The sequence below is a fragment of the Aeromicrobium duanguangcaii genome (genome assembly GCF_024508295.1).
Taxonomy (GTDB): Bacteria; Actinomycetota; Actinomycetes; order Propionibacteriales; family Nocardioidaceae; genus Aeromicrobium; species Aeromicrobium duanguangcaii.
The window spans coordinates 96,779-120,230 of the sequence record NZ_CP101990.1 but is presented as its reverse complement, the minus strand read 5'-3'; the positions used below and the strand labels follow the sequence as shown (position 1 = coordinate 120,230).

Genomic DNA, 23,452 nt, shown 5'->3' with positions numbered 1-23,452 from the left:
CACTGTCGGGGCGGGCGTCTAGGGTGGTCTTCGTGGACGCACCCCTGGCCCTGTATCGGCGCTACCGACCCGAGACGTTCGCCGAGGTCATCGGTCAGGACCACGTGACCGCTCCGCTGCGTCACGCCCTGGCCAACAACCGGGTCAACCACGCCTACCTGTTCAGCGGTCCGCGCGGTTGCGGCAAGACCACCAGCGCCCGGATCCTGGCGCGCGCCCTGAACTGCGAGAAGGCGCCGATCTCCGATCCGTGCGGCGAGTGCCAGAGCTGCCGCGACCTCGCGCGCGGCGGGCCGGGCAGCATCGACGTCATCGAGATCGACGCGGCCAGCCACGGCGGCGTCGACGACGCGCGCGACCTGCGCGAGCGGGCGTTCTTCGCCCCGGTCAGCAGCCGGTACAAGGTCTACATCATCGACGAGGCCCACATGGTCTCCCCGCAGGGCTTCAACGCGCTGCTCAAGCTCGTCGAGGAGCCGCCGCCGCACCTGAAGTTCATCTTCGCCACGACCGAGCCCGACAAGGTCATCGGCACGATCCGCTCGCGGACCCACCACTACCCGTTCCGCCTCGTCCCGCCCAAGCTGCTCGGCGACTACATGCTCCAGCTGTGCCAGAGCGAGAACGTGCGCCTCGAGCCCACCGCGCTGCCCCTGGTCGTGCGCGCCGGCGGCGGCTCCGTCCGTGACTCGCTCAGCGTGCTCGACCAGCTTCTCGCCGGCTCGGGCCCCGACGGCATCACCTACGACCTCGCCGTCCAGTTGCTCGGGTACACCCCCGACTCGCTGCTCGACGAGGCGATCGAGGCCTTCGCCGTCAGCGACGCGGCGACCGTGTTCGGCGTCGTCGACAAGGTCATCGAGTCCGGCCAGGACCCGCGCCGCTTCGCCGAGGACCTGCTCCAGCGCTTCCGCGACCTGGTGATCCTCAAGGCCGTCCCGAACGCCGCCGAGACGGGACTGCTCGAGACGCCCGCCGATCGCACGGCCGTTCTGACGCGCCAGGTCGCGGGCTTCGAGCCCACCGAGCTGACGCGCGCCGCCGACCTGGTCAGCACGGCCATCACCGAGTTCCGTGGAGCCACCGCTCCGCGGCTGATGCTCGAGCTGATGTGCGCGCGGATCCTCGTGCCCGGCGCCGACAACTCCGTCGAGGGGTTCCACGCCCGGCTCGACCGGCTCGAGCGACGCCTCTCCGGAGCCGCTCCGGCGGCCGAGACCGTTGCCAGCCCGCCGCCCGCCCCGGCACCTGCCCCTGTCCAGGCCCCTGCCGCGCCTGCACCCGCGCCCGCGCCCGCCGCTGCACCTGCCCCCACGCCCGCTCCGGCGCCGGCCTCCCCTCCTGCCGCCGAGGCACCGGCCGAGCGCGACGAGCCGCGTCCCGAGGCGCCTGCCGAGATCACCCCCGTCGCACCGGATGCCGCGCCCGCGGCCGAGGTCACTCGTCCGACTGAGCCCGCCCCGGCTCCTGCGGCCGAGACCCCGGCACCCGCACCCGCCTCCACTCCCGGCCAGCTCACGACCGCCGACGTCCGGCGGATGTGGCCCCAGGTGCTCGACCGCGTCCAGCACCTGCGCCGCTTCACGTGGGTCATGCTGAGCCAGAACGCCCAGGTCGCGGCCCTCGACGGCTCCACGCTGACGCTCGCCCTGGTCAACACCGGTGCCCGCGACTCGTTCGTCAAGAGCGGCTCGGACCAGATCGTCCAGCAGGCGCTGTCCGACGTGATGGCCGTCCAGTGGCGCATCGAGGCGATCGTCGATCCCTCCGCCACGCCCACCGGCACCACGGCGGCCCCCGCCGCGGCGCCCTCGGCCCCGGCCGCCCCGCACGAGTCCCGGGTGCCCGAGTCGGTCCGCGAGGCGCTGCGCCAGGGTCCCGTCCCCGTCGAGCGGGTGAACCCCGACGCCGGCGTCGACCCGAACGACCCGGTCGTCGACGACGGCTCGCAGGATGCGGAGGCGCTCCTGGCCGAGCACCTGGGGGCCGAGGTCATTGACGAGACCCCCTACCGCTGAGCCCTCGCCTGTTCCGGTCCGCCGCCGGCTCGACCTGACCGCCCGCCCCACCGAGGTCCTGCGCCGGCTCCGGGGTCGCGACCGCCTCGTCGCCCTGCTGGGCGCGTGGCACCAGGGCGAGGCGCTGATCGCCTGCGAGCCCACTCGCCTGCTGCAGACGTGGGACGACGTCGAGCTGCCTCGGCTGGACGCCGACGGCTTCGGTGGCGGCTGGATCGGCGCCTGGGGCTACCGCCTCGGCCACCAGGTCGAGAGCCTCCCCGAAGGACCGCCGCGGCCCCTTCCGCAGCCCGACCACCGCGTGGGGTTCTACGACCTCGTGCTGCGGCAGGTGCGCGGCACCTGGTGGCTGGAGTCGGTCGGCGACCCCGGTCCCGCACGGATCGAGGAGCTCATCGAGGCCGTCAGCGCACCGGCGAAGGAGGAGCCGTTCGCCGTCGGCGCGTTCGACATGACGCCGAGCCCTCAGGCCCATCGCGAGGCCGTGGGGCGGGCCCTCGAGCACATCGCGGCCGGCGACATCTTCCAGGTCAACCTCTGCGCACGGCTCGAGGCTCCCTACGACGGTGATCCCCTCGACGCGTTCTGCGCCGGCGTCGAACACCTGCGGCCCGCGTACGCCGCGTACGTCTCGTCCCCCGAGGGCGCGCTGGCCAGCTTCTCGCCCGAGCTCTTCCTGCGCCGGACCGGCGACGAGGTCCTCACCTCCCCGATCAAGGGCACCGCTGCCCTGTCGACCGATCCGCTCGACCTCGAGGCCTCGGCCAAGAACCGCGCCGAGAACGTGATGATCGTCGACCTGATGCGCAACGACCTCGGCCGCGTCGCCGTGCCCGGCTCGGTCCGGGTGCCCGCGCTGAACCGGGTCGAGCGACACACCGTCTGGCACCTGGTCTCCGACGTCGTCGCCCACCTGCCGTCCGGTACCGGCGACGGCGCCCTGTTGCGCGCGACGTTCCCGCCGGGCTCGGTCACCGGCGCCCCCAAGGTGCGGGCGATGGAGCTGATCGCCGAGCTCGAGACGACCGGGCGTGAGGCCTACACCGGCACGATCGGCCACGTCAGCGCCACCGCCGGCCTGGAGTTGAACGTCGCGATCCGCACCTTCGAGTTCGCGACGGCTGCCGACGGCGCCACCCGGGTGTGGCTGGGGGTCGGCGGCGGCATCGTGGCCGACTCCGATCCGGCCGGTGAGTACGTCGAGTGCCTCGACAAGGCCCGCCCCCTGATCGAGGCGATCGGCGGCCGGCTCGACCTGGTCGCGCCGCAGCGGCCGGCCACCCCCGAGGTGGCGCCTGACCGGAAGTCGAGTCGCCCCGTCGACCTCGACCGCGGGATCTTCGAGACGGTCCTGGTGCTCGACGGGCGCGCCGTCGACCTCGACGCCCACCTCGCCCGCCTCGACGCCAGCGTCCGCGCCGTCCACGGCACCACGGTGCGGGCCGGGCTGGAGGACGCGGTGCACGCTCGGGTCGCCGGTCTCACCGGACCCCACCGGCTGCGCGTCGATGCCGTGCCGTGCCGCGGGGACGTCGAGATCTCGATGGAGACCGCGCCGCTCACGCCCACCGAGCCCACCTGGTCGCTCGGGCCGCGAGTCGTGCCCGGCGGCCTCGGCCCGCACAAGTGGGCCGACCGCGGGCGCGTCCCGGTCGTCCCGGATCACGAGCCGCTCGTGACGGACACCGACGGATCGGTGCTCGAGACAGCCCGTGCGAGCCTCTTCGCGGTGCTGGACGACGGTCTGCACACCCCGGCGCTCGACGGACGGCTGCTGCCCGGCACGGCGCGGGGCCGCGTCATCGAGCTGGCGTCCGCGCTGGGCCTGCCCGTCCTGCAGCGCCGGATGACCCTCGACGACCTCACCGCCGCGACCGAGGTGTTCGCCACCAACGCCCTGCGCGGCATCGTGCCGGTCACCTCGTGCGAGGGCGTCGGCCGGTGGGCCGCCGGACCCGTCACCGCCCGGCTCTCGAGCGCCCTTGAGCACCGCGAGCCTGCACAGCACTCGCCGGCAAGGTCGACCGGCCCTTTGACGCCTGCCCGGGTGCTGTTCATCGACAACTACGACTCGTTCGTGTTCAACCTCGCCCAGTACGTCGGCGAGCTGGGCGCCCGCACCGAGGTCGTGCGCAACGACGAGGTCGGCGTCGACGAGCTGCTGGCCGGCGACTTCACCCACGTGGTCGTCTCACCGGGTCCGGGCACCCCGGCCGACGCGGGGATCAGCGCCGAGGTCGTGCAGCGCTTCGGGCAGCACACGCCCGTGCTGGGCGTCTGCCTCGGACACCAGGTCATCGGCGAGGTCTTCGGGGCGCGGGTCGTCCGCGCCGATCAGGTCGTGCACGGCAAGTCCTCGCTCGTCCACCACGAGGGCCGCGGCGTCTTCGCCGCCCTGCCCTCGCCGTTGGTCTGCGCGCGCTACCACTCCCTCGTCGTCGAGGACGTCCCAGAGACGCTCGAGGTCACCGCTCGCACGGGTTCCGGCGTGGTGATGGGCCTGCGCCACCGCACGCTCCCGATCGAGGGCGTGCAGATGCACCCCGAGTCGATCCTGACCTCGCACGGCCACGACCTGCTGGCGAACTTCCTGCGCCGCTGACGGTTTGCCACAATGGGCGCACGGCCCCGCAGGCCGCCGGACGAGTGGAGTCGTACCCGGATCGCGACAAGACGGCCACGAAGGAGTGCGTCATGTCCTGGATCGTCCTGGTGATCTCCGGCCTGTTCGAGGCCGTGTGGGCCACCGCCCTGGGTCGCAGCGAGGGCTTCAGCAAGCTCGGCCCCACTCTCGTGTTCGCGGGCGCCCTGGTCGTCAGCATGGGCGGCCTCGCCTGGGCCATGCGCGACCTGCCGGTCGGCACCTCGTACGCCGTCTGGGTCGCCATCGGTGCCGCCGGCACCGTGGCCTACGCGATGATCACCGGCACCGAGCCCGCGTCCGTGGCCAAGATCGCGTTGCTGCTCGGCCTCGTCGGGTGCGTCGTCGGGCTGAAGATGCTGGACCACTGACTAGGCTGGCGACGTGTACGAAAGTGTGATTCAGGACCTCATCGACGAGCTCGGACGTCTGCCGGGCATCGGCCCGAAGAGCGCCCAGCGGATCGCCTTCCACCTGCTCGACGCCGATCCCGACGACGTGAAGCGCTTCGCGCAGACCCTCGTCGACGCCAAGACGAAGGTCCTGTTCTGCTCGGTGTGCGGCAACGTCACCGTCGACACGACGTGCCGCATCTGCGCCGATCCCCGCCGCGACGAGACCGTGCTGTGCGTCGTCGAGGAGAGCAAGGACGTCATCGCGATCGAGCGCACGCGCGAGTTCCGCGGCCGGTACCACGTGCTCGGCGGCGCGATCAGCCCCATCGCGGGCATCGGACCGGACCAGCTGCGCATCAAGGAGCTGCTGCTGCGGCTGCAGGACGGCACCGTCACCGAGGTCATCATCGCGACGGACCCCAACCTCGAGGGCGAGGCCACCGCGACGTACCTGATGCGGATGCTGGTGCCGATCGGCCTGCGCGTCACCAAGCTCGCCAGCGGCCTGCCCGTCGGCGGCGACCTCGAGTACGCCGACGAGGTCACCCTCGGGCGCGCCTTCGAGGGCCGCACCGCCGTCGGCTGACCGTCTCGGATTCCCCCGTCCGGCGCCCGGACGGCAGGCCGGGGCGCCGGACCCCGGGGGCTAGACTGACGCAGGCGCAGCGTGGCGTCGTCCCACTGCGCCTGCAGACCCCTCTGAAGCAAGGAACATGTCCATGGGCATCGTCGTGCAGAAGTACGGCGGCTCGTCGGTGGCGGACGCCACCAGCATCAAGCGAGTCGCCAACCGCATCGTGGCGACCAAGAAGGCCGGTCACGACGTGGTCGTCGTCGTGTCCGCGATGGGCGACACGACCGACGAGCTGATCGACCTCGCGAACCAGGTGTCGCCGCTGCCCCCGGGCCGCGAGCTCGACATGCTGCTGACCGCCGGCGAGCGAATCTCCATGGCGCTGCTGGCCATGGCGATCGAGACGCTCGGCCAGGAGGCTCGCAGCTTCACCGGCTCGCAGGCCGGCGTCATCACCGACGACGTCCACGGCAAGGCCAAGATCATCGACGTCACGCCCGGTCGCCTGCAGTCGGCGATCGACGACGGCGCGATCGTCATCGTCGCGGGCTTCCAGGGCGTCTCGCAGACCACGAAGGACATCACGACGCTCGGTCGCGGCGGCTCGGACACCACCGCCGTCGCCCTCGCCGCGGCGCTGGACGCCGACGTCTGCGAGATCTACACCGACGTCGACGGCATCTTCACCGCCGATCCCCGGATCGTGCCCACGGCCAGCCGTATCCCGGCGATCTCCTACGAGGAGACGCTGGAGATGGCCGCCAACGGCGCCAAGATCCTGCACCTGCGGTGCGTCGAGTACGCCCGCCGCAACTCCATGCCCATCCACGTGCGGTCGTCGTTCAGCGACAAGACCGGCACGTGGGTCGTGGCCAGTGAAGACGTCAGCAAGTACACGGAAGAAGGACAGGCGATGGAGCACGCGATCATCTCCGGGGTCGCCCACGACCGCAGCGAGGCCAAGATCACCGTCGTCGGCGTGCCCGACAAGGTGGGCTACGCCGCCGCCGTCTTGCGCGCCCTGGCCGAGGCCCAGATCAACATCGACATGATCGTCCAGAACGTGTCGGCCGCCGCCACGGCGCTCACCGACATCTCGTTCAGCCTGCCCCGGGACGACGGCCAGGCCGCGATGACCGCGCTGGCCCGCCTCAAGGACCAGATCGGCTTCGAGCGCCTGCAGTACGACGACAGCATCGGCAAGGTCTCGATCGTCGGCGCCGGCATGCGCTCGCAGCCCGGCATCACCGCGACGTTCTTCGAGGCGCTGGCGTCGGCCGGCGTCAACATCGGCATGATCTCGACCTCCGAGATCCGCATCTCGGTCGTCGTCGGCGAGAACGAGGTCGACGCCGCGGTCAACGCCGCCCACGAGGCCTTCGGCCTGGGCGCGGCCGACACCGAGGCCGTCGTGTACGGAGGGACCGGACGATGAGCGCACGCATCGGAGTCGTCGGCGCGACGGGCCAGGTCGGCGCCGTCATGCGCCAACTGCTGGAGGAGCGCGACTTCCCCGCCGAGTCCGTCCGCTTCTTCGCCTCGGCGCGCTCGGCGGGCAAGACCCTGCCGTTCCGCGGCCAGGAGATCGTCGTCGAGGACACCGCCACCGCGGACGTCTCCGGCCTCGACATCGCGCTGTTCAGCGCCGGCGCCACGATGAGCAAGGTGCAGGCCCCGCGCTTCGCCGAGGCGGGCGTCACCGTCATCGACAACTCGTCGGCCTGGCGCAAGGACCCGAACATCCCGCTGGTCGTCAGTGAGGTGAACCCCGGCGCGATCCCCGCCGGGGACGGCCCGCGCGGTCGCGGCATCATCGCGAACCCGAACTGCACCACGATGGCCGCGATGCCGGTCCTCAAGCCGCTGCACGACGCCGCGGGTCTCGTCCGGCTCACCGTCAGCAGCTACCAGGCCGTGTCCGGATCGGGCCTGGCCGGCGTCGAGGAGCTGCACTCGCAGGCCCTCGCCACGGTCGAGAAGGCCGACGCGCTGACCCACGACGGTCACGCCGTGTCGTTCCCCGAGCCGGTCAAGTACGTCAAGCCGATCGCGTTCAACGTGGTCGCGCTGGCCGGCTCGATCGTCGACGACGGCTCGAACGAGACCGACGAGGAACAGAAGCTGCGCAACGAGTCGCGCAAGATCCTCGGCCTGCCCGACCTGCGGGTCGCGGGCACCTGCGTGCGCGTGCCGGTCTTCACGGGCCACTCGCTGTCGATCCACGCCGAGTTCGCCGACGACATCACGCCCGAGCAGGCGACGCAGATCCTGTCCTCGGCTCCCGGCGTGCAGCTGGCCGACGTGCCGAACCCGCTCGACGCGGCCGGCCAGGACCCCAGCTTCGTCGGCCGGATCCGTCAGGACCGGTCGATCGAGGGCAACAAGGGTCTGGTCCTGTTCGTCACCGGCGACAACCTGCGCAAGGGCGCCGCGCTCAACACGATCCAGATCGCCGAGCTGCTCGTCTGAGCGACCCGCCGTCCCAAGATTTGCTCCGATTCCTACCTTTCAAAGGGTTTGAAAGGTAGGAATCGGAGCAAATCTCGTTCAGGAGCGGAAGGCCTCGAAGTCGTCCAGGACCTCGGGGTTCTGCAGGGCGCCCTTCGCGGCGGCCTCGTCGACCGGGGTGCCGCGCAGGATCTTCTTGACGGGCACCTCGAGCTTCTTGCCCGAGAGCGTGCGCGGCATGCCGCGCACCTGGTGGATCTCGTCGGGCACGTGGCGCGGCGAGAGCTTGGACCGCAGCTCGCTGGCGATCTGCTTCGTCAGGGCCTCGTCCAGCTGCGCGCCCTCGACCAGCGCCACGAACAGCAGCAGCCGTCCGGCGCCGCCCTCGGTGTCCTCGAGGTGGACCACGATGCTGTCGGCGACCTCGGGCAGTGACTCGACCACCGAGTAGAACTCCGAGGTGCCCAGCCGCACGCCGCCACGGTTCAGGGTGGCGTCGCTGCGACCGGTGATCGTGCAGGAGCCGTACGAGGTCAGGTTGATCCAGTCGCCGTGGCGCCAGACGCCCGGGAAGTCCTCGAAGTAGGCGGCGCGATAGCGCGAGCCGTCCTCGTCGCCCCAGAAGCCGACCGGCATCGAGGGCATCGGCTGCTTGATGACGAGCTCGCCGAGCTGGTCGCGCACGGGCTGGCCGGACGCGTCGAAGGAGTCGACGTCGCAGCCCAGGCAGCGGCACGAGATCTCGCCGGCGTAGACCGGCACGGTCGGCGCGGCTCCCACGAAGGCGGCGCACGTGTCGGTGCCGCCCGAGACCGAGCACAGCTGCACGTGCGGCTCGAACTCCTCGTAGACCCACCGGAACCCCGCCTCGGGCAGCGGCGCGCCCGTGGAGCCGATCGCGCGCAGCGACGACAGGTCGGCGATCCGGGCGGGGTGCAGGCCCTCCTTGCGGCACTGCAGCAGGTACGGCGCGCTGGTGCCGAAGTACGTGACGCCGACCTCGGCCGCCATGCGCCACAGCTCGCCCAGGTCGGGGTGGGCCGGGTTGCCGTCGAACATCACCACGGTGGCCCCGACGCCGATCCCCGAGACGAGGTAGTTCCACATCATCCAGCCCGTGGTCGAGAACCAGAAGAAGCGGTCGGCCGGACCGAGGTCGCTCTGCAGGGCGAGCGCCTTGAGGTGCTCGATCGTGATGCCGCCGTGCCCGTGCACGATCGGCTTGGGCAGGCCGGTGGTGCCCGACGAGAACAGGACGTACAGCGGGGCGTCGAAGGCCACCCGGTCGAACTCCAGCGGCCCGGGCGTCGCCGTGAACTGCTGCCACGTGATCGCCTCGGCCGGGACGGTCGCCTCGAAGTCGAGGTACGGCAGCCACACCACGGTGCGCAGGCTCGGCAACGCGGCGGTGATGGTCTCGACCTGCTCGCGGCGGTCGATGCCCTTGTCCCCGTAGCGGTAGCCGTCGACGGCCAGCAGCACGACCGGCTGGATCTGCTGCCAGCGGTCGATGACGCTCTGCGTGCCGAACTCCGGGGCGCACGAGGAGAAGATCGCCCCGAGGCTGGCGGCCGCCAGCAGCAGGACCAGCGTCTCGGGGATATTGGGCGAGTACGCCGCGACCCGGTCACCCGGACCGACGCCGGCGTCGATCAGACCCTGCCGTGCCCGGGCCACCTGATCGCGCAGACCCGCGGCGGTCAGGCTGATCTCGTCGCGGCTCTGCGACCGGGCGACCACCACGACGTCGTCGTCGGCGCGACCGGGCAGGCGCAGCATCGCCTCGGCGTAGTTCAGCCGGACGTCGGGGAACCAGCGGGCCCCGGGCATCGACGCGTCCGGCAGGACCTCGGTGGCGTCGCCGTCGTACGGCAGCTCCAGGTACTCCAGCCACGCGCCCCAGAAGCCCGCGATGTCGTCGACCGACCACTGCCACAGGGAGTCGTAGTCAGGGACGTCCACGCCCCGGTGCTGCGCGATCCACGCCGCGAATCGCTCGATCTGCGTGGTGCCTCGATGAGGCGGTTTCCAGAGGACGTCGGCGGACATGCCCGCAGTCTAGGACGGCGGGGGCGCCGAGTCGGCGTGGCGCGGACGGCGTCCGACGGCCGGTGGCGTCGAGGTGATCGACGACCCTGCCTTCCCCAGCAGGTCGACGATCACCTCGACGTCGGCATGCCCCCGGGCACACCGGCACGTTCCGACTCGGGTGACGCAACGGGCTCCACGGCAGTTCTCCCGCTCCCGATCGCGCCACACCAGCGCTCCCGGACCTGCCGGTCCGCCGATCCCCTCCGGCGAACACCGCACATCATGCCGAACTGACAGTTACAGCGGGCTGATTCCGCAGAAATGCCGAGAAGTGTGATCCAGTCCACACTCCCCGCACTGAGTGTCGGATCAGTCGGGCACCGGGGTCTGCTTGAAACGACAGATCCCCGGAACCCGAGGGTTCCGAGGATCTGATCGTGCTGAGGCACTGGTCGGGGTGACAGGATTTGAACCTGCGGCCTCGTCGTCCCGAACGACGCGCGCTACCAAGCTGCGCCACACCCCGTGTGCAACCTTTGAGATTCTACCCGGTCAGGGTGAGAACTGTCGCCTCGGGTCGGCAGGAGAACCGGAAGGGCGTGAACGGCGAGGTTCCGCAGCCTGCCGAGACGTGCAGCCACGAGGCGTGGTGACCGGGCGTCTGGTGCGTGTGCAGGCCGTTCGCGCGGGCCCGATCGATGTCGCAGTTCGTGACCAGGGCGCCGAAGCCGGGCACCTGCAGCTGGCCCCCGTGCGTGTGCCCCGCGAGGATCAGCTCGTTGCCCGCGGCGTTGAACGAGTCCAGGACGCGCAGGTAGGGAGCGTGGGCCACCCCGATCCGCAGGTCGGCCGTGGCGTCGGCCGGCTGGTGGTCGAGCCGGTCGAACCGCAGGTGCGGGTCGTCGACGCCCGTGAACGCGATGCGCGTGCCCTTGACCGTGAGCTCGCCGCGGTCGTTGTTGAGGTCCAGCCAGCCCTGCTGGGTGAACGCGGCGCGCAGGTCCTCGAAGGGCAGGTCCGGCGACCGGCTCCAGTCGCCGCCGACGTCGACGCCGGTGCCGCCGCTCAGGTAGGTCGTGGGGCTCTTGAGCTTCGGCGAGAAGTAGTCGTTGGACCCGAAGACGAACACACCGGGGACGCCCAGCAGCCCGGCGAGCGAGGCGACCAGCGGCGACACGGAGTCCGCGTGCGCGAGGTTGTCACCGGTGTCCACGACCAGGTCCGGCTCCAGCGCAGCCAGCGACTCGAGCCACTCGCGCTTGGGCAGCTGGCCGGGCACCAGGTGGATGTCGGAGAGGTGGAGCACCCGCAGCGGCTCGTGCCCGGCGGGCAGGACGGGCGCGGTGAACTCGCGGACCACGAACCGGCGGGTCGCCTCGACGTACGAGTAGCCCAACGTGCCGAGCCCGAGCGCGGTCGTCGCCGCTGCCAGCCGTCCCAGTCTCATGCGGGCAGCCTAGTCAGGCGGTGCCAGTGGACTCAGATCCAGCCGTGCTCGTACGCGTGCTCGGCCGCCTCGTACCGCGAGGAGGTGTCCGTCTTGGCCATCGCGCTCGACAGGTAGTTGCGCACCGTGCCCTCGGCCAGGTGCAGCGTGCCCGCGATCTCGGCGATCGACACATGCCGCCGGGTCAGGCGCAGGGCATCGAGCTCGCGATCCGACAAGGGGCACGTCTCGGCCACGAGCGCCGCCGCGGCGACCTCGGAGTCGACGTAGCGCCGGCCCGCCGCGACCTCGCGGATCACCTGCGCCAGCGTGGACACCGGGCTCGACTTCGGCACGAAACCCGAGATCCCGGCCGCCATGGCCCGCCGCAGCACGCCCGGACGGGCATGGCGAGTCATCAGCACCGAGCGCGTCGGCGCCGCGATCTGGGTCGACACCTCGATCCCGTCGGTCGGCGGCATCTCCAGGTCGAGCAGCACGACGTGCGGCTCGTGCAGCCGGACCAGGTCGAGGCCGTCCGCGCCGTTCGCGGCCTCGCCCACGATGTCGAGGTCCTCCTCCAGGGCGAGGAGCGCCACGATCGCGCTGCGGATCATCTCCTCGTCGTCGACGACCACCACGCGGATCACACCGTCACCTCCAGCGTGAAGTGGCCCTCCTCGCGCCGGACCGCCAGTCGGCCGCCGGCAGCGGCGACGCGCTCGGTCAGCGAGGCCAGGCCCGTCCCGTGGGACGACGTCGCGGGACCGGCGCCGTCGTTGGTGATCGCGAACCGCTGCGGGGATGCGGCGATCCGCACCGAGGTCGCGTCGCTGTGGCGCAGGATGTTCGTCGTCGCCTCACGCAGCGCCAGCGCGAACAGCGGCTGCTCGAGCTCGCCGACACAGTCGACCTGGACGGCCGCGCCGGCGGCCTCGAGCACGGCGGCGGCGTTCGCCATCTCCTCGCGCAGGCTGGTCCGGCGGTAGCCGCGCACGATCTCCTTCGTCTCGGCGATGGCTGCGCGGGCGATCTGCTGGACCTCGTTCATCGTGGCGCGGGCCGCCTCGGGGTCCCAGTCGAGCTGACGCTCGGCCAGCTCGGCCTTGAGCGCGATCACCTGCAGGTGGTGGCCCTGCACGTCGTGCAGGTCGGCCGCCAACCGCAACCGCTCGCGCACGGCGGCGAGATCGGCCTCGGCCTCGCCCCGCGAGCGCACCTGCAGCATGAGCTGCCACAGCCAGACCTGGAAGACGCTGACCACGGGCAGGAAGACCGCGATGAAGCCGATCGCGTAGGCGCCGGACCAGTCCAGCTGCCCCAGCCGGTCCCAGCCGCCGAGGGCGTACAGGCCGACGAGCAGCACCAGCACGAGCGGCACCGCGTTGTTCCGCCACCGCGGCGCGAGGTCGATCGCCAGCAGCGACACGACCAGCCACGGCACGAGGACGACGCCGGGCGGGAACGTGGGCGGCAGCCACGCCAGCGGGAAGACCAGCAACGCGGGAGCCAGGAATCTCGCCCGCTGCCCCCAGGAGAACTGCTGCTGACCGAGCCCCGCCTTCGCGGCCGCGATCAGCGGACGACAGGAGAACCACACGACCGCTGCGATGACGACGAGCAGCCCGACCGTGCGGACGACGGCGATCCCCGCCGCGAGGTCGCTCACGGCTCGAGCGACCGGCCCGATGAGGCCGATCACCACGTAGAGCCACAGGCTCGTCGCGGTGTAGCGCCAGGTGGCGACGAAGCCGTCGGGATTCGGACTCACGCCGACGACCGTAGCGGACAGAGCGCATGACAGATGTCATGAGTTGTGGTGACGCCACACTCTGGTCCGGCCCACCCCGAGCCCGCGAGGGTTGAGGCATGGACATCACCACCGACACCGTCATCGAGGCCCACGGGCTGACGTGCTCCTACGGGGACTTCGTCGCCGTGCGCGACCTCGACCTGACGGTCCAGCGCGGCGAGCTGTTCGCGCTCCTGGGCACGAACGGCGCCGGCAAGACCACGACCATGGAGACCCTGGAGGGCCACCGCGGCGCCGACGGCGGGCAGGTGCGCGTGCTCGGGCTCGACCCGCAGCGCGACCGGGCCGCCCTGCGCCCGCGCATCGGCATGATGCTGCAGGAGACCGGGTTCGCCGGCGACCTGACCGTCCGCGAGACACTCGAGATGTGGGCCGCGCTGACGACCCGCCCCGATCCCGTCGCCGACGTTCTCGAGCGCGTCGAGCTGGCCGATCGCGCCGACACCCGGGTCGTCCAGCTGTCCGGTGGCCAGCGCCGTCGCCTGGACCTCGCCCTCGCCACCCTCAACCGCCCCGAGGTGCTCTTCCTCGACGAGCCGACCGCCGGACTGGACCCCGAGTCGCGCGAGCGCACCTGGAGCCTGGTGACCGACCTGCTGGCCGGCGGCACGACCGTCGTCCTGACCACGCACTACCTCGAGGAGGCCGAGTCGCTGGCCGACCGCATCGCGATCATGCACGGCGGGCGGATCGTGCGCGAGGGCACGCTGGAGCAGATCGTCGGGGCCGCCCCGGCCCAGATCACGTTCCGCGCACCGCTCGCCGACGGGGCGCAACTGGAGCGCGAACTGCGTACCGTGGTCGACCCGCAGGACCTGCACGTCGACGGGGACCACGTCCGGCTCGGGGTCGCCGAGCTGCAGCCGGCCCTCGGCCGCCTGCTGGGCTGGGCGGACCAGCACGACCACCGCCTCGGCCGCCTGCACGCCCAGGAGGCGAGCCTGTCCGAGGTCTTCACCCGCATCAGCCAGGACCGTATCGAGGAGAACGCATGAGCACCACGACCGTGACCCCCGCCGCCACCCGACCCTCCGTCAAGGCATCGGCTGCCCGGGCCCGGGTGATCGCCCGCACCGAGCTGCGCCTCATCGCCCGGTCCAAGGCCACGCTGATCAGCGCGACCGCGTTCCCGCTGCTGTTCGCCGCCTTCGTCATCGCGCAGGCCGAGACGGCGCGGAACGCCGCTGTCGGGATGATCTGCATGGTGCTGGCCTTCTTCGCCCTGTTCGCCATCTACCTCACGGCCACGACGACGCTGGTCACCCGCCGCCAGGACCTGTTCCTCAAGCGGCTGCGGTCCGGCGAGACGTCCGACGGCGCGATCCTGGCCGGAGTGATGGCCGCGCCGCTGGTGTTGTTCCTGGCGCAGGTCGCCGTGGTCGCCGGTGTCCTCGTCGCGCTCGACATCCCCGCCCCGTCGCGACCGTGGTGGATCCTCGTGGCCGTCGTCGGCCTGGTGGCGTCGAGCCTGACGGCGGCCACCGCCACGGCGGCGCTCACGCCGAACGCGAGCGCGGCCCAGATCTCGACGATGCCCTTCATCACCGTCGTGCTGGGATCGCTGATCGCCGGACCGTTGGTCGAGAGCCGGTACCTCGACCTGACCCCCGGCGGAGCGGTCGTGACGCTCGTCCGCGCCGCCTACGATCTCGAGCTGGCCGGCAGCCCGTGGTTCGCGACGGCGGGGCTGGCGCTGTGGACGTGGGTGGGCGTCGATCTCACGCGCCGGTACTTCCGCTGGGAGCCGCGGCACTGAGCCGGAGCCTCGCCGACTGGTGGGACACTGGAGCCATGTCAGCTCTCAAGGATCGACTCCGCGACGACCTCAACACCGCCCTGAAGGCCCGTGACGCCCTGCGCACCTCGGTCATCCGGATGGCGCTGGCGGCGATCACCAACGCCGAGGTCGCCGGCAAGGAGGCGCGCGAGCTGACCGACGACGACGTCCTGACCGTCCTGTCGTCCGAGGCCAAGAAGCGCCGCGAGTCGGCCACCGCGTTCGACGAGGGGAACCGTCCCGAGCTCGCCGAGAAGGAGCGCGCCGAGGCCGCCATCTTGGCCGACTACCTGCCGGAGCCGCTGAGCGCCGAGGAGATCTCGGCGATCGTTGCCGAGACCATCGATCAGACCGGCGCCGCGGGCGAGGGCATGAAGGCCATGGGCAAGGTCATGGGCGCCGTCACGGCGAAGACCAAGGGCCGCGCCGACGGAGGCGCCGTCGCGGCCGAGGTCAGGCGCCAGCTCGGCGCCTGACCTTCGTCAGTCGTCCCGGTCGCCGCCGCGGTCGGGGCGGTCGCCACCGCGCCTGGGCCGATCCCCACCGCGGGTGGGCTTGGCGTCGGCCTTCTGGGCCGTGGGCAGGCTGGCCGAGTCGAACTTGGCCGGCGTCAGGCTCTTCTCGATCTCGCCCATCGCCGCCTTCCACTGCGGACCGGCCAGCGACGAGCCGCCGGCCTGGTTGAACGACACGGGAACGCCGCGCAGGCTGGTGTTGACCAGACCGGCCGGCCGGCCGCTCTTGGTGATGCCGGCGATCATCGACGCCGCCGAGATCTCGGGGGTGTAGCCCACGTACCAGACGGCCTTGGAGTCGTTGGTCGTACCGGTCTTGGCCGCCGAGGGGATGCTCAGGCCGGTGCCGTTGCTGTGTCCGAAGCCGCCGGGCTGCTGCAGGCCGACGAGGATCGCGTTGATCGTGGCGGCCGTCTTTTTGCTCATGACGCGCTTGCAGTCGGGCTTGTACTTCTTGACGGTCTTGCCGTTGCGGTCGAGGATCTCGGCGACCGGAGCCGGCTCGCAGTACTCGCCACCGGCGGCCGGCGTCGCGTAGGCGGCGGCCATGTCGAGCGGGCTCACGTCGATCGGGCCGAGCGTGAACGAGGGAACGTAACTGCCGGGCTCGCCCTTCTTGGGATCCGGCTCGTCGATCGGGATGCCCATCTTCTTGGCCATCTTGACCGTCTTGCACAGGCCCGCGTCTCGCTCGAGCTGGGCGAAGTAGGTGTTCACGGACTTTCGCAGCCCGGTGACCATGTTGAATCCGCCGGCGCCCGTGGAGTTCTTGACCTCCCACGAGCCCGTGCCGCGGCCGTCGCAGTCGAAGTAGGTCCCGGTCGGGATGGTCATCGTCTGGGGCGCGTTGTACGACTTGCTCGGCGGGATCCCGTCCTCGAGCGCCGCGGCGGTCGTGAACATCTTGAAGGTCGATCCGGCCTGGAAGCCGGCCGAGTCGCCGTACTTCCGCGGCACGGAGAAGTTGATGTACGTCTCGCCCTTCTTCTTGCCCATCGAGCGCGACTGGCCCAGGGCGCGGACCTTGCCCGTGCCCGGCTCGACCAGCGCGAGCGAGCCGATGGCCTTGTCGGTGGCGCCGACGTACTTCGTGACGGCCTTGTTGACCGCCTCCTGCATCGAGAGGTCGATGTTGGACTTGATCGTGAGGCCACCGCGCTCGAGCATCGTCTGACGCTCCTTCACGGTCGCGCCCAGCGCCGGCTCCTGCAGCAGGTAGCGGCGGATGTAGTCGCACGAGAAGGAGGCGACCGAGTCGACGCAGCCGTTCGGGAACGACGTGATCTTCAGGCCGATGGTGGTGGCGCTGAGCTTCTCGGCCTCGGCCGCCGGGATCTTGCCCAGGCGCGCCATGACGCCGAGCACCGTGTTGCGGCGCTGCAGCGCACGCTCGGGGTAGACCCGCGGGTTGAACTGCTCGGGGTTCTGGACCAGGCCGGCGAGCGTGGCGGCCTGCGAGGTCGACAGCTTGTCCGGGCTGACCGAGAAGTAGTGATAGGCCGCGGCGTTGACGCCGTAGGCACCGTCACCGAAGTAGGCGATGTTCAGGTAGTGCTCGAGGATCTCGTCCTTCGAGTACTCCTTCTCGTAGTTGATGGCCAGCTTCAGCTCGCGGATCTTGCGGGCCGTCGAGACCTCGGTGGCCGCCGCGCGCTGCTCCTTGGTCGTCGCCTGCTGGACCAGCGTCAGCTTGACCAGCTGCTGCGTGATCGAGGAGCCACCCTGGGTCTCGCCGGCCGACGCGTTGTTCATGAGGGCGCGCAGCGTGCCCTTGAGGTCCAGCGCGCCGTGCTCGTAGAACCGGTAGTCCTCGATCGAGATGATCGCCTCCTGCATGACCGGGGCGATCTTCTTCAGCGGGACGTCCTGGCGGTTCTCCTGGTAGAAGTACGCGACGCGTCGGCCGTTGGAGGCCAGCACGCGCGTGGTCTGCGGGTTGGGCAGGTCCTGCAGCGCCAACGGCAGGTCCACAATGTCCTTGCTGGCCTTGTTGCCCGTGGAGGCCACGAAGGCCGTGCCCGGTACGAAGATCACCGCGATGATCACGCCGGCCAGGACGGACAGCCACGCGATCGACCCGATCGCCCCCCACACAGAGGTCGGCTTCGGTTCGCTCTCGGCGACCTTCTTGATCGATTCGCCCATGTCCTGCCACGCCATGGCACGAGGATACGGGAGTTTCGCAATGTGAACACGGACCGCTGCGATGCCGGGAGGCGGCACGTCGGTTCTGGGCGCCGGGACGTATCAGGCGGGCCCGGAGTGACTCTTTGGAACTATGTACCAACTACCCGGACGAATCTGTCCACTTCGGACGATCCTCCCTAGGCTGGTGGCACTGCAGAAACAAATTCTCCTTCCGGTCACGGGGACCGGGGGGATCTCGGGAAAGGTCTCTGCGCATGTGGAACGACAACTGGTCTCAGGACGCCGCCTGCTTGGGCAAGTCGGACGATCTCTTCGTCAAGGGTGCCGAGCAGAATCGCGCCAAGGTCGTCTGCAACGGGTGTGAGGTCCGCGCCGAATGCCTGGCCGAAGCCCTCGACAACCGCATCGAGTGGGGCGTGTGGGGCGGCATGACCGAGCGGGAGCGCCGCGCGCTGCTGCGTCGCAAGCCCAACGTCCGCCGCTGGCGTGACGTGCTCGTCCCCGCCACCTGACCGTCGCCCCTCAGGCGCCCTGCGGGGCGCCGAGGTGGTTGCCGATCGTCCGTAGTCCCGCCACGTCGTGGACGTCGGTGTCCAACGCCGGCACCGGGACGATCTCGACACTGCGGTGCGCGGCACTGAACCGCTCGCGCAGCCGGTTCTCGCGCTCGGCGAGCCGCATCCGCTCGGCATGCACGTCGAGCAGCTCGGCCGTCCGGCGCTCCGCCGCCTTCCCCCCGGCCAGCCGCGGCGACGCCGACTCGGCGTCCACCGCGCTGACCCCGGCCGCCGCCTCGTCGTGCACCCGGTTCACCACCAGGCCCGCCAGCGGCATGTCGTCGGCCGCGAGCCGCTCGACGAAGTAGGCCGCCTCGCGCATCGCCGCCGACTCGGGCGCGGCGATGACCAGGAACGCCGTCCCCTCGGCCTGCAGCAGCGAGAACGTCGCCTCGGCGCGCTGGCGGAATCCGCCGAAGAGCGTGTCGAAGGCCGCGATGAACGTCTGCATGTCGGTCAGCACCTGCGCGCCGAGCACCTTGTTGAGCGCCCCCGTGACGAGGCCGAGTCCCGCCGACAGCATCCGCGCCGGACCGCGGGCCGGCGCCAGCATCAATCGGATGAACCGTCCGTCCAGCAACGACGACAGCCGCTCCGGGGCGTCGAGGAAGTCCAGGGCCGACCGCGACGGCGGCGTGTCCACGACGATCAGGTCCCAGCGGTTCTCGCCGTGCAGCTGGCCCAGCTTCTCCATCGCCATGTACTCCTGCGTGCCCGCGAACGAGCTGGACAGGGCGACGTAGAACGGGTTGTTCAGGATCTCGGCGGCCTTCTCGGGCGAGGCGTGCGCCTCGACGACCTCGTCGAAGGTCGTCTTCATGTCCAGCATCATCGCGTCGAGCGAGCCGCCGGCCGACGTGTCGATCCCGGCGACCGGCCGCGGGGTGTTGTCGAGCTCCAGCAGTCCCAGCGACTGCGCCAGCCGCCGCGCCGGGTCGATCGTCAGGACGCAGACCGTGCGTCCTTGCTCGGCCGCGCGCAGCGCCAGCGCGGCGGCCGTGGTGGTCTTGCCGACACCGCCGGAGCCGCAGCACACGACGATGCGGGTCTGGGGATCGCCGATCAGCCCGTCGACATCGATGCGCACCGGCTCGTGCGCCGAGGAGATCCGGCGCTCCGTGCGGGGACGGCGCTCGCGCGGCGTCGTGGTCGCGCGCCCGCTCATCGGGCGTCCTCGACGAGGGGAGCCAGCGTGTCGGCCAGGTCCTGCAGGGCGCCCAGGTCGATCCCGCCGGTCAGCATCGGCAGGCTCAGGTGCGGCCGACCGCACTCCTCGATGATGGACCGCTGCTCGTCCTGCAGTCGTTGCCGCTCGACGTGCCCGAACCCGTCCGCGACGAGCCTCTCCGCGGCCTGTCGCGGGAGCCCGACCCGCTCGAGCACGGGCGCCACGGCCTTGGCGTCGAGGCGGCCGGCCTCGAGCGCCTCGACCGTGTCGGGCGAGAGCAACGAGGGACGCACCAGGTTCACGACCACGTGGCCGACCGGCAGGCCCGCCCGGGTGAGCTCCGCGATGCCGTCGAGGGTCTCCTGCACGGGCATCTCCTCCAGCACGGTGACCAGGTGCACGGCCGTCTGCGGGCTGCGCATCATCGTCATGATCGATTCGGACTGGGTCTTGATCGGGCCGACCTTGGCCAGCCCCGCGACGTCGTCGTTGACGCCCAGGAAGCGGGTGATCCGGCCCGTGGGCGGCGCGTCGACGACCACCGCGTCGTAGACGAAGTCCGACGACTTGTCCTTCGTGCGTCGCCGCGCGGCCTCGTAGACCTTGCCGGTCAGCAGCACGTCGCGCACGCCCGGCGCGATCGTCGTCGCGAAGTCGATGACGCCGAACTTGTCCAGCGCCCGCCCGGCCCGGCCGAGCCGGTAGTACATCTGCAGGTACTCCAGCAGCGCGGCCTCGGGATCGATCGCGAGCGCGTGGACGTGACCGCCGGCGTCGCTCGTGGCGATGCGGCGCTCCTCGTAGGGCAGCGGCGGCACGTCGAACAGCTGGGCGATCCCCTGGCGGCCCTCCACCTCGCACAGCAGCACCTTCTTGCCCTGATCGGCCAGGGACAGCGCGAGGGCGGCGGCCACGGTCGTCTTGCCGGTGCCGCCCTTGCCGGTCACGACGTGCAAGGGGGTCGAGTTCGCCACGCGTCGAGACTACCGAGGGTCGGGCCGTCGCGTCGGTCGAGAAGTGGTCGCGGTCCCGGCGATACAGTCGGGCCATGACCAAGTGGGAATACCTGACGGCACCCGTGCTCGTCCATGCGACCAAGCAGATCCTCGACAACTTCGGACGCGACGGCTGGGAGCTGGTGCAGATCGTCCCGGGCATGAACCCGGAGAACCTCGTGGCCTACTTCAAGCGGCCGGTGGCCTGACCATGGGCGTCGTCACCGAACGCCTCGCGTCGATGGGGCTGACCGTCCCCGACGTCGCCGCTCCCGTGGCGTCGTACGTGCCCGCGCTGCGCAGCGGCTCGCACATCTTCACGTCCGGGCAGCTGCCGTTCGTCGACGGCGCCCTGCCGGCCGTGGGCAAGGTCGGCGCCGAGGTGTCGCCCGAGGACGCCCAGGAGCTCGCCCGGCTCTGCGGCCTCAACGTCATCGCGGCCATCAACTCGATCGCCGACCTCGACCAGGTCGTGCGCGTCGTCAAGGTCACCGTGTTCGTGGCCAGCGCGCCGGACTTCACGGGTCAGCCCGGGGTGGCCAACGGCGCCAGCGATCTGCTCGCGGCGGCGTTCGGCGCCGCCGGGTCGCACACCCGCAGCGCGGTCGGCGTGGCCGTCCTGCCGTTGAACTCGCCCGTCGAGGTGGACGCGATCGTCGAGGTGGCCTGACGTGCTGGTGCCCGTCCCGCCGAAGGCCCTGAAGCGGCTCGAGACCTTCGACCCGGCCGACGCCGTCCAGCCCAAGGACGCCGCCACCATCGCCGTCGTGCGCGACGGCGAGGCCGGTCTCGAGGCCTTCCTCATGCGCCGCCAGGCGTCGATGGCCTTCGCGGCGGGCATGTACGTGTTCCCCGGTGGCGGCGTGCAGGACGACGACGGCGAGCCGATGACGTGGGTCGGGCCGGAGCCCGAGGAGTGGGCCGTCCGGTTCTCGTGCGATCCGGAGCTGGCCCGGCGTCTGGTCGTCGCCGCCGTGCGCGAGACCTTCGAGGAGACCGGCGTGCTGCTGGCCGGCCCCGACGAGCACTCGATCGTGGGGGACACCACCGATCTGGCCGGGGCCCGCGACGAGCTCGAGGCGAAGAAGATGTCGTTCGCGCAGTTCCTCGCCGACGAGAAGCTCGTGCTGCGCGCCGACCTGCTGGGCGCGTGGGCGCACTGGATCACCCCGGCGCTCGAGCCGCGCCGTTACGACACCCGCTTCTTCGTCGCCGCCCTGCCCGAGGGTCAGCGGATCGGCACCGTCAGCACCGAGGCGGACAAGTCGTTGTGGGCACCCCTGGCGGACGTGCTCGCGCTGGTCGACGCGGGCCGGGCGGCCATGATGCCGCCCACCGCCGTGACCTGCCGCGAACTGGCACCCCTGGCAGCCGGCGACGTGCTGACTGCCTCGGCCGAGCGGACCATCAAGCCCATCGAGCCCCGCTTCGTCCGGGTGGACGGTCAGTGGTGGCTCGACATCGATCGTGAGGAAGAGCTGTGACCACCTCGGTGACGCCCCGCGCGTCGTTCATCCTGGCCGACAACCCCGGCATCATGACGCTCGACGGCACCAACACCTGGATCCTGCGCGAGCCCGGAGCCACCCGGTCCGTCGTGGTCGACCCCGGCCCCGACATCGCCGAGCACGTCGACGCCGTCGTGGCCGCCGCCGGCGAGGTCGCTCTCGTGCTGTTCACCCACCACCACTGGGACCACACCGACGCCCTCGAATCGATCGTCCGGGCCACCGGCGCACCGACCCGGGCGCTCTCGCCCGACTACACCCGCTCGGCCGATCCCCTGCGCGACGGCGAGACCCTCGAGGTCGACGGGCTCACGATCGAGGTGGTGACCGCGCCCGGTCACACGAAGGACTCCGTCGCGTTCCTGCTGCCGCAGGACCGGGCGTTGCTGAGCGGCGACATGGTCCTGGGTCGGGGCACGACCGTGGTGGCCCATCCCGACGGCGCCCTCGGCCCGTACCTGGACTCGATGCGGCGGTTCCGCGCGCTGGTCACGAACGGGCAGGTCGAGACGATCCTGCCGGGTCACGGACCCGTGATCGACGACCCCGGCGCCGTCCTGGACTTCTACCTGACGCACCGCGAGGAGCGGCTCGACCAGGTGCGCTCGGCGCTGGCCGCGGGCGCGGTCAGCGCACGCGACGTGGTCGAGACGGTCTACGCCGACGTCGACCCGATCCTGTGGGACGCCGCCGAGCTCTCCGTGCGCGCCCAGCTGGAGTACCTGCAGGCCTGAGGGTCAGCGCGAACGGCGCTTGAGACGCTCGAGGTCGAGGATGATGACCGAGCGGGGCTCGAGGCGCAGCCAGCCGCGCGACGCGAAGTCGGCCAGCGCCTTGTTGACCGTCTCGCGCGAGGCGCCGACGAGCTGCGCCAACTCCTCCTGCGTGAGGTCGTGGTTGACGTGGATGCCGTCGTCGGCCTCGCGTCCGAAGCGGGCGGCCAGGTCGAGCAGCGCCTTGGACACGCGACCGGGCACGTCGGAGAACACGAGGTCGCCGACGACCTCGTTGGTGCGACGCAGGCGGCCGGCCAGCTGGTTCAGCAGCGCGTACGCCACGTCGGGGTGCGACTGCAGGACCGGGTTGAGCGCGCTGTGACCGAGGCTGCGAAGCTCGACGTCGGTGACCGCGGTGGCGGTGGCGGAGCGGGGGCCCGGATCGAAGAACGACAGCTCGCCGAACATCTGGCCGGGGCCGAGGATCGCGATCAGGTTCTCGCGGCCGTCGACGGAGCGACGGCCCAGCTTGATCTTGCCCTCGATGACGACGTAGAGCTGATCGCCCTCGTCACCCTCGCCGAACAGGACCTCGCCACGGCGCAGGGACACCGCGGACATGGAGGACTCGAGGGCGCCGGAGGCGTCGTCGTCGAGGCCGTTGAACAGAGGGGCTTGGCGCAGAACTTCGTCGGTCACCCTCCTAGTTTCCCACATGCAAC

Annotated in this window: 22 protein-coding genes, 1 tRNA gene and 1 riboswitch; of the genes, 14 read left to right on the top strand and 9 right to left on the bottom strand. The window is 71.2% G+C overall.

Features of this window, described 5'->3' with window-relative positions:
* Window positions 1-2 precede the first annotated feature (2 nt).
* From NP095_RS00605 to NP095_RS00580, 6 genes are all read left to right on the top strand, one after another.
* Complete coding sequence (locus NP095_RS00605) at window positions 3-2,018, top strand: DNA polymerase III subunit gamma and tau (protein ID WP_439647417.1); 2,016 nt, start codon at window positions 3-5, stop codon at window positions 2,016-2,018.
* Window positions 1,996-4,620 (top strand): aminodeoxychorismate synthase component I, encoded by a 2,625-nt coding sequence (locus NP095_RS00600; protein ID WP_232418169.1) that lies wholly within the window; start codon window positions 1,996-1,998, stop codon window positions 4,618-4,620. Before NP095_RS00605 ends, NP095_RS00600 begins: the two co-directional genes overlap by 23 nt.
* Before the next feature lie 16 nt (window positions 4,621-4,636).
* Window positions 4,637-4,702, top strand: a riboswitch (guanidine-III (ykkC-III) riboswitch).
* 10 nt (window positions 4,703-4,712) lie between these two features.
* Complete coding sequence (locus NP095_RS00595; RefSeq protein WP_232418170.1) at window positions 4,713-5,030, top strand: DMT family transporter; 318 nt, start codon at window positions 4,713-4,715, stop codon at window positions 5,028-5,030.
* Between the two features lie 13 nt (window positions 5,031-5,043).
* The gene (gene recR / locus NP095_RS00590) at window positions 5,044-5,640 is read left to right on the top strand and encodes a recombination mediator RecR (protein ID WP_232418171.1); all 597 of its coding nucleotides are present in this window, start codon (window positions 5,044-5,046) and stop codon (window positions 5,638-5,640) included.
* A 133-nt stretch (window positions 5,641-5,773) separates the two neighbouring features.
* A complete protein-coding gene (locus NP095_RS00585) occupies window positions 5,774-7,063 on the top strand; it encodes an aspartate kinase (RefSeq protein ID WP_232418172.1) in 1,290 nt (429 codons plus the stop codon).
* Window positions 7,060-8,097 carry an aspartate-semialdehyde dehydrogenase gene (locus NP095_RS00580; protein WP_232418173.1) on the top strand — a complete coding sequence of 346 codons (1,038 nt, stop codon included), beginning with the start codon at window positions 7,060-7,062 and terminating at the stop codon, window positions 8,095-8,097. The genes NP095_RS00585 and NP095_RS00580 overlap by 4 nt, the downstream gene beginning before the upstream one ends.
* A gap of 78 nt (window positions 8,098-8,175) precedes the next feature.
* Here the strand turns inward: NP095_RS00580 and NP095_RS00575 are convergent, their stop codons facing one another.
* The 5 genes from NP095_RS00575 to NP095_RS00555 all read right to left on the bottom strand — a co-directional run bounded on the left by NP095_RS00575 (window position 8,176) and on the right by NP095_RS00555 (window position 13,304).
* Window positions 8,176-10,125, bottom strand: a complete 1,950-nt coding sequence (locus NP095_RS00575) for an acetoacetate--CoA ligase (RefSeq protein ID WP_232418174.1) — start codon at window positions 10,123-10,125, stop codon at window positions 8,176-8,178.
* A gap of 431 nt (window positions 10,126-10,556) precedes the next feature.
* Window positions 10,557-10,633 (bottom strand) — tRNA-Pro (locus tag NP095_RS00570).
* Window positions 10,634-10,651: 18 nt separating this feature from the next.
* The gene (locus NP095_RS00565; RefSeq protein ID WP_232418175.1) at window positions 10,652-11,554 is read right to left on the bottom strand and encodes a metallophosphoesterase; all 903 of its coding nucleotides are present in this window, start codon (window positions 11,552-11,554) and stop codon (window positions 10,652-10,654) included.
* Between the two features lie 32 nt (window positions 11,555-11,586).
* Window positions 11,587-12,183: a response regulator transcription factor gene (locus NP095_RS00560; protein ID WP_232418176.1), complete on the bottom strand. Its 597-nt coding sequence runs from the start codon at window positions 12,181-12,183 to the stop codon at window positions 11,587-11,589.
* Window positions 12,180-13,304 (bottom strand): sensor histidine kinase, encoded by a 1,125-nt coding sequence (locus NP095_RS00555; protein ID WP_232418177.1) that lies wholly within the window; start codon window positions 13,302-13,304, stop codon window positions 12,180-12,182. The genes NP095_RS00560 and NP095_RS00555 overlap by 4 nt, the downstream gene beginning before the upstream one ends.
* A gap of 98 nt (window positions 13,305-13,402) precedes the next feature.
* On the opposite strand from NP095_RS00555, the gene NP095_RS00550 reads away from it, so the two are divergent.
* From NP095_RS00550 to NP095_RS00540, 3 genes are read left to right on the top strand one after another with little or no spacing between them, the layout of a single operon-like run.
* Window positions 13,403-14,341 carry an ABC transporter ATP-binding protein gene (locus NP095_RS00550; protein ID WP_232418178.1) on the top strand — a complete coding sequence of 313 codons (939 nt, stop codon included), beginning with the start codon at window positions 13,403-13,405 and terminating at the stop codon, window positions 14,339-14,341.
* Window positions 14,338-15,102, top strand: a complete 765-nt coding sequence (locus NP095_RS00545; protein ID WP_232418179.1) for an ABC transporter permease — start codon at window positions 14,338-14,340, stop codon at window positions 15,100-15,102. The genes NP095_RS00550 and NP095_RS00545 overlap by 4 nt, the downstream gene beginning before the upstream one ends.
* A gap of 35 nt (window positions 15,103-15,137) precedes the next feature.
* Window positions 15,138-15,599: a GatB/YqeY domain-containing protein gene (locus NP095_RS00540; RefSeq protein ID WP_232418180.1), complete on the top strand. Its 462-nt coding sequence runs from the start codon at window positions 15,138-15,140 to the stop codon at window positions 15,597-15,599.
* 6 nt (window positions 15,600-15,605) lie between these two features.
* Here the strand turns inward: NP095_RS00540 and NP095_RS00535 are convergent, their stop codons facing one another.
* The gene (locus NP095_RS00535) at window positions 15,606-17,798 is read right to left on the bottom strand and encodes a transglycosylase domain-containing protein (protein ID WP_232418181.1); all 2,193 of its coding nucleotides are present in this window, start codon (window positions 17,796-17,798) and stop codon (window positions 15,606-15,608) included.
* A gap of 242 nt (window positions 17,799-18,040) precedes the next feature.
* Here NP095_RS00535 and NP095_RS00530 point away from each other — a divergent pair, with 242 nt between their 5' ends.
* Window positions 18,041-18,298 (top strand): WhiB family transcriptional regulator, encoded by a 258-nt coding sequence (locus NP095_RS00530; protein WP_232418182.1) that lies wholly within the window; start codon window positions 18,041-18,043, stop codon window positions 18,296-18,298.
* Between the two features lie 10 nt (window positions 18,299-18,308).
* Here NP095_RS00530 and NP095_RS00525 read toward each other — a convergent pair whose 3' ends face one another.
* Both NP095_RS00525 and NP095_RS00520 read right to left on the bottom strand, forming a co-directional pair.
* On the bottom strand, window positions 18,309-19,508 hold the full coding sequence (locus NP095_RS00525; protein WP_232418183.1) for an ArsA family ATPase: 1,200 nt from the start codon (window positions 19,506-19,508) through the stop codon (window positions 18,309-18,311).
* On the bottom strand, window positions 19,505-20,485 hold the full coding sequence (locus NP095_RS00520) for an ArsA-related P-loop ATPase (RefSeq protein WP_232418184.1): 981 nt from the start codon (window positions 20,483-20,485) through the stop codon (window positions 19,505-19,507). Before NP095_RS00520 ends, NP095_RS00525 begins: the two co-directional genes overlap by 4 nt.
* 74 nt (window positions 20,486-20,559) lie before the next feature.
* Between NP095_RS00520 and NP095_RS00515 the strand changes: the two genes are divergently transcribed.
* Genes NP095_RS00515 through NP095_RS00500 form a run of 4 tightly spaced genes read left to right on the top strand, consistent with a single transcriptional unit; the run spans window position 20,560 to window position 22,748 of the window.
* The gene (locus NP095_RS00515; protein WP_153302903.1) at window positions 20,560-20,715 is read left to right on the top strand and encodes a DUF4177 domain-containing protein; all 156 of its coding nucleotides are present in this window, start codon (window positions 20,560-20,562) and stop codon (window positions 20,713-20,715) included.
* Window positions 20,716-20,717: 2 nt separating this feature from the next.
* A complete protein-coding gene (locus NP095_RS00510) occupies window positions 20,718-21,176 on the top strand; it encodes a RidA family protein (RefSeq protein ID WP_232418185.1) in 459 nt (152 codons plus the stop codon).
* A gap of 1 nt (window position 21,177) precedes the next feature.
* Window positions 21,178-21,990, top strand: coding sequence for an NUDIX hydrolase (locus tag NP095_RS00505; RefSeq protein WP_222865810.1), 813 nt, complete (start codon window positions 21,178-21,180; stop codon window positions 21,988-21,990).
* Entirely contained in the window at window positions 21,987-22,748 is a 762-nt protein-coding gene (locus tag NP095_RS00500; RefSeq protein ID WP_232418186.1) for an MBL fold metallo-hydrolase, read from the top strand. Before NP095_RS00505 ends, NP095_RS00500 begins: the two co-directional genes overlap by 4 nt.
* Before the next feature lie 3 nt (window positions 22,749-22,751).
* On the opposite strand, the gene NP095_RS00495 is transcribed toward NP095_RS00500, so the two are convergent.
* A complete protein-coding gene (locus NP095_RS00495; protein ID WP_232418187.1) occupies window positions 22,752-23,429 on the bottom strand; it encodes a Crp/Fnr family transcriptional regulator in 678 nt (225 codons plus the stop codon).
* Window positions 23,430-23,452: the final 23 nt, after the last annotated feature.

What these genes read in the sequence shown, in the direction of transcription:
- NP095_RS00595 (WP_232418170.1), top strand. Translation starts at nt 4,713, where the DNA reads ATGTCCTGGATCGTCCTGGTGATCTCCGGCCTGTTCGAGGCCGTGTGG.
- NP095_RS00585 (WP_232418172.1), top strand. Translation starts at nt 5,774, where the DNA reads ATGGGCATCGTCGTGCAGAAGTACGGCGGCTCGTCGGTGGCGGACGCC.
- NP095_RS00580 (WP_232418173.1), top strand. Translation starts at nt 7,060, where the DNA reads ATGAGCGCACGCATCGGAGTCGTCGGCGCGACGGGCCAGGTCGGCGCC.
- NP095_RS00575 (WP_232418174.1), bottom strand. Translation starts at nt 10,125, where the DNA reads ATGTCCGCCGACGTCCTCTGGAAACCGCCTCATCGAGGCACCACGCAG.
- NP095_RS00565 (WP_232418175.1), bottom strand. Translation starts at nt 11,554, where the DNA reads ATGAGACTGGGACGGCTGGCAGCGGCGACGACCGCGCTCGGGCTCGGC.
- NP095_RS00550 (WP_232418178.1), top strand. Translation starts at nt 13,403, where the DNA reads ATGGACATCACCACCGACACCGTCATCGAGGCCCACGGGCTGACGTGC.
- NP095_RS00545 (WP_232418179.1), top strand. Translation starts at nt 14,338, where the DNA reads ATGAGCACCACGACCGTGACCCCCGCCGCCACCCGACCCTCCGTCAAG.
- NP095_RS00540 (WP_232418180.1), top strand. Translation starts at nt 15,138, where the DNA reads ATGTCAGCTCTCAAGGATCGACTCCGCGACGACCTCAACACCGCCCTG.
- NP095_RS00535 (WP_232418181.1), bottom strand. Translation starts at nt 17,798, where the DNA reads ATGGCGTGGCAGGACATGGGCGAATCGATCAAGAAGGTCGCCGAGAGC.
- NP095_RS00530 (WP_232418182.1), top strand. Translation starts at nt 18,041, where the DNA reads ATGTGGAACGACAACTGGTCTCAGGACGCCGCCTGCTTGGGCAAGTCG.
- NP095_RS00525 (WP_232418183.1), bottom strand. Translation starts at nt 19,508, where the DNA reads ATGAGCGGGCGCGCGACCACGACGCCGCGCGAGCGCCGTCCCCGCACG.
- NP095_RS00515 (WP_153302903.1), top strand. Translation starts at nt 20,560, where the DNA reads ATGACCAAGTGGGAATACCTGACGGCACCCGTGCTCGTCCATGCGACC.
- NP095_RS00510 (WP_232418185.1), top strand. Translation starts at nt 20,718, where the DNA reads ATGGGCGTCGTCACCGAACGCCTCGCGTCGATGGGGCTGACCGTCCCC.